At 59.9% G+C, this 4480-nt stretch carries 4 protein-coding genes; 1 reads left to right on the top strand and 3 read right to left on the bottom strand.

The window, feature by feature from the left end; translation table 11 throughout:
- A partial coding sequence (locus ACIQ2A_RS08970; RefSeq protein WP_398478035.1) for an ABC transporter ATP-binding protein occupies positions 1-882 on the bottom strand: 882 nt, incomplete at its 3' end.
- A gap of 381 nt (positions 883-1263) precedes the next feature.
- On the opposite strand from ACIQ2A_RS08970, the gene ACIQ2A_RS08965 reads away from it, so the two are divergent.
- Positions 1264-2070, top strand: coding sequence for a GntR family transcriptional regulator (locus ACIQ2A_RS08965; protein WP_398478033.1), 807 nt, complete (start codon positions 1264-1266; stop codon positions 2068-2070).
- Positions 2071-2170: 100 nt separating this feature from the next.
- Here the strand turns inward: ACIQ2A_RS08965 and ACIQ2A_RS08960 are convergent, their stop codons facing one another.
- Positions 2171-2743 carry an invasion associated locus B family protein gene (locus ACIQ2A_RS08960; protein ID WP_398478031.1) on the bottom strand — a complete coding sequence of 191 codons (573 nt, stop codon included), beginning with the start codon at positions 2741-2743 and terminating at the stop codon, positions 2171-2173.
- A 52-nt stretch (positions 2744-2795) separates the two neighbouring features.
- Positions 2796-4343 (bottom strand): ShlB/FhaC/HecB family hemolysin secretion/activation protein, encoded by a 1548-nt coding sequence (locus tag ACIQ2A_RS08955; protein WP_398478029.1) that lies wholly within the window; start codon positions 4341-4343, stop codon positions 2796-2798.
- Positions 4344-4480 lie beyond the last annotated feature (137 nt).

Below are 4480 nucleotides of genomic sequence, written 5' to 3'. Positions count from 1 at the left end.
CGGCATCGCGTTGGGCGATGGCACGCGGCCGGGAATGGAAGCCAGTACGCCACGGCGCTCGCTAAGACTCGGCAACGAACGCAATAAACCTGACGTATAAGGATGGCGCGGCCGCATCAGCGCATCGTCCACCGGCGCATCCTCGACCACCTCGCCGGCATACATGGTGATCATCCGCGTGCACGTCTCTGCGACGACGCCGAGATCGTGGGTGATGAAAATCAATGCCGTGCCGGTACGTTCACTGAGAGAGCGCAGCAGGTCGGTGATCTGCGCCTGGACGGTGACATCGAGCGCCGTGGTCGGCTCGTCGGCGATCAGCAGTTTCGGTTCGCAGATCAATGCCATGGCGATCATCACGCGCTGGCGCATGCCGCCGGACAATTGATGCGGATACTCATCGCAGCGCCGCTCCGGCGCCGGAATGCCGACATCGCGCAAGGCCTGGATTGCGCGCTCTCGCGCTTCCGCCCGGCTGACGGGAAAATGGATGCAATACGCTTCTGCGATCTGATCGCCCACGGTGAATACCGGATCGAGCGCGCTCATCGGCTCCTGGAAGATCATCGCGATTTCACGGCCGCGAATGGCGCGCAATTTCCGCGGCGATAGTGAGGACAGATCCACACCATTGAAAATGATCTTGCCTTCGATCCGCGCTGACTGCGGCGGCAGCAGGCGCAGCAGCGACAGACCGGTCACGGTCTTGCCGCAACCGCTCTCACCAACGAGACCAACGCGTTCACCCGGTGCGATGCTGAAATTCACATTGCGCGTGATCGGCAGCGCTCCGCGCGCAGTCGCAAAGGACAGCGACAGATTGCGCACATCCAGCAACGGCTGCGCAGACGCGGTTGCGCGCCGATGCGTGCCCGGATCCATTGCCGTCGAGATGTCGGTCACACCCGTCACGGCGACCTCAACCGGCTTGCGGATGACGATGACGTTCGACGCCCGCCAGACGGTCCTGAGGATGGTGGCGCTCAAATGACGGGCGGCCGACACAATGCGGCTGAAGCGTAATCGACTGGACCATAGCCAGCGTAGGCGTTGTCGCCATCGTTGCCTCCCTTGCATCCCGGTCTGTCGCCGGGACTTATCGCCGTACATCCGGCTTTCCGCCGGTATCGTTTGCACGACCGTTCACTAATGAAAGGTCACCAATTGTCAATTGTCAACAATTGACTTCCGCGATAGCTAGAGATTGTTGTCGCATGACCGCGGGCATTCCGCGGCTCGGAAAGACCGGTGAAGGAGGACGTCATGGCCGCGGTGCTACGCAAGCCATCGACCGAACGAGAAGGTGCGAGTGAACGCAGATTTGCGCCGCGCACACTGCCCGATCAGGTGGCGGAGGAGCTCGGCGCCGAGATCGTGTCCGGCCGTCGAAAAGCCGGCGAGCGCCTGGTCGAACTCGATCTTGCACGCGACTTCGGCGTCAGCCGCGGCCCGATCCGCGAAGCGATCCGCATCCTGGAGCGTCGCCGCCTCGTCGAAGTGCGGCCGCGCCGCGGCGCCTATATCAAACCACTGTCGCTAAAATCGGTAGCCGATCTCTTCAATGTGCGAACTGCACTATCGATGCTTGCCGTGCGCACTATGGCGACAGCGCCGATCGAGAGCTATATCGACACCCTCGCCCGCCGCAGCGACGAACTCAAATCACTGATTGAGGTCGATGATCCTATCGCTTTTGCGCGTACCATGACCCGCGCCGTCAAGACGATCGCACGCGGCTCGGGCAATGAGTTGCTGGTCGAATTGCTGACCGATCTCGCCAATCACACGGTTTGGACCACGATCTGGAAGACTCCGCTAGACTATCAAACCAGCGAACTCCGACGCATGAGCGCCGACTTGATGGCAGCAACGTTGAAGGCGATCCGGCAACGCCGGCCCAATGCTGCAGTTACGAATCTCGGACAACTCCTCGACGGCGACCGAGACCGCGCAGTGACCACACTTTCGCGCCTCCGCGGCGAAAACCTGGACCTGAATGCGCTATCGCATGATGATCAACAGAACAGCGCAACGATTGAATATGTCCTTGCGTCTTCGTTACAAGCGTAAGGACGCACCTGCCGTAGTTCGGAGCTGAGGCCAAGCCGCCAAACGTCCACCTTGCGTCAGGAGCGGACAGCCGCACTGGGCGATGTTTCAATGAGATGCGTCAAGGCTCCTTCGCCAATGCGTCGAGCGATTGGGCGAGGCCGCGAAACGACATCGGAAGCGCGATCTCCTGCTCGCCAGCGGTTTTGTAAACGATCTTGCCGGCTTCGGCCTGCGCGCCCAGCGTCTTTGCCGCATCGTTGGACAGCGTGACCGAAGCGAAACAAGCACCAGGCGTACAGCGCTGCCAGGTGAATTCGACTGGCGCATCGCCCGCTTTCGCAAACACGATCCTCGGCTTGCTGGTGAGCGAGACATTGTGAGGCAAGACAATAGTGGTCGGCTTGCCTTCGGCGGCACCAACCTTTCCGATGGCAACTTGTGCGATCGGCGCGTTCTGGCCTTGGGCCGTCAGGATCAGGGCCACTTCACAAACGCGCTTCGCCGGTGCGCCGATCGCTTCGCAGCGCATGATCCAATCGCCGAAACTCGCCGTGGTGCGCTCCGGCGCCGAGGAAACCGGCGCAGGCGCCGCGGGTTTTGCTGCATCTTTCGCTGCGTCTTTCGTCTGGGCTGAGGCCACACCGGCAACACATAGCATTGCCAGCGCAACTGCGATCGTTCGATTCATCATGTTCTGCTCACGTCCCTGCTCGATGCATCGGGCGCTCACGCAGAACCCGCACTCATTCAAAGTTAGCGCTGCTGACTTTCGCCGTCAGCCGAAAATAAACGAAATAATTCGGCTGATCCGAAATCACATTGGTCAGTGGCGTACCCGCGGAAATATCGGCCACCCAATATTTCGACGCCTTGTAGCTGAGCCCTCCGCCCACGGAAGTCAGATAGACTGAGGCAGGAAAAGTGCTGTAAACGGCGCCGTAATCCACAAAGGCGAAGGCATCGAGGCCCTCGGCCAGTGCATTCAGATGGTGATGCAGTTCAACATTGCCGTAATAGCCGGCATAGCCTGCAACACCACTGGTGGGATAACCGCGCACGGTGGTCGGGCCGCCGATCTGTAGAAGCTGGTCGCCGGCGAGCAGCTTGGTGTCGGCCCACTGGCCGTAATTGAACGTCGTTGCGATAAAATCATATGGCAGCCGCAGCGCCGCAGAATAAGTCGCGTTAACGGTGTGGAAATCCTGCGCTGTTTCCACCACTTTGAAATTTGTATGAGCGAAGGAGAAGCTCGGCGAGAAGGTCGATGAGAATTTCTCGCTGGTATAGGCCATCGTGAAACCGACAGTCTGCTTGCGCGTCTCATTGTCGGTGATCTGCACCTCGGCCTGGCTCGACGCCGAATTCGACTGCGACAGCGCGCCATTGAGCAAAAACGCGAAAGCGGAGGTTACCACGAGCGGCTGGCTCATATTCACGGCCACGGTCTGCGACCGGCCGGTGATGTTGAGATCGCGATAGGCGCCTTTGTAAACGCCGATGCGGCCGGTGGAGTAGCTCACGCCGGCGCGGCCGCTCCATGGATTGACCGGCATGTCATAGGCGACATTGATGTTCTTGTTGCCTTGCGCGTAGATGCCATAGACCGTCAGCCGATCGTCGATGCCGAGCATGTTGTAATGCTGGAAATTGGCGCCGCCCTGGAATTCGCCGACCGAATAGATGCCCTGATTGTCGACAAACATCTGCAACACGTTCTTCGGCGGTTCCAGCACCGACAGATCGATATTGGTAAGGCCGAAGCTCACGCCTGGCTGCAGCGCCGCCTGCAATTGCGACAGGTGACCGCGATTGTACCAAGCAACCTGATCCTCGAGTTTTGGCACATCGACGACCGTCCCCGGAACAAGCTTCACTGCGTCGGTGATCGCTTCCGGCTTGACGCTTTTGCCGCCCTGAACGTTCACTGCGCCGACGCGCCCTTCCACAATGCCGATGCGCAACGTGCCGGATTTGAGATCCTGCTTGGGCAAGAAGGCAATCGCCGTGATCTGGCGACGCTCGGCATAGACATCGTTCACCGCCTTCAACAGGCGCTGCAATTCGGCATTATCGACGCGGCGGCCGATATAGGGCGCAGCAATCGCATCGAGTTCCTGCTGCGAGAGGAACTCGGATTTGTCGAACACCACTTTCTTGAGCACGAAAGTCGGACCGCCGCTCGGCCCAATCACCGTGGGCGATGCAGCGGGGCCGATCACGCCAGGTATGTTCGGATCCGGATCGGTCTCGCGACGGAGCAATTGCTGGCCGCGCAGATTCTCATTCGACACGCTGCCGGGATCCGGCAACGGCGGGAGATTCTGAGACCAGACTGACGAAGATGATACGCAAGCAACAACGAAACCGGCGACTGCCGATAGTGATCTCGCTCTACGAATCACGAATCGCTCCCGACGTTTGATTCACA

The organism is Tardiphaga sp. (genome assembly GCF_044336785.1).
In the GTDB taxonomy this organism is placed as follows: domain Bacteria; phylum Pseudomonadota; class Alphaproteobacteria; order Rhizobiales; family Xanthobacteraceae; genus Tardiphaga.
The sequence above is the reverse complement of the archived record's forward strand: the minus strand, read 5'-3'. Positions and strand labels throughout refer to the sequence as shown.

Coding starts and splice junctions, on each gene's coding strand:
- ACIQ2A_RS08960 (WP_398478031.1), bottom strand. CDS start 2,743: ATGATGAATCGAACGATCGCAGTTGCGCTGGCAATGCTATGTGTTGCC.
- ACIQ2A_RS08965 (WP_398478033.1), top strand. CDS start 1,264: ATGGCCGCGGTGCTACGCAAGCCATCGACCGAACGAGAAGGTGCGAGT.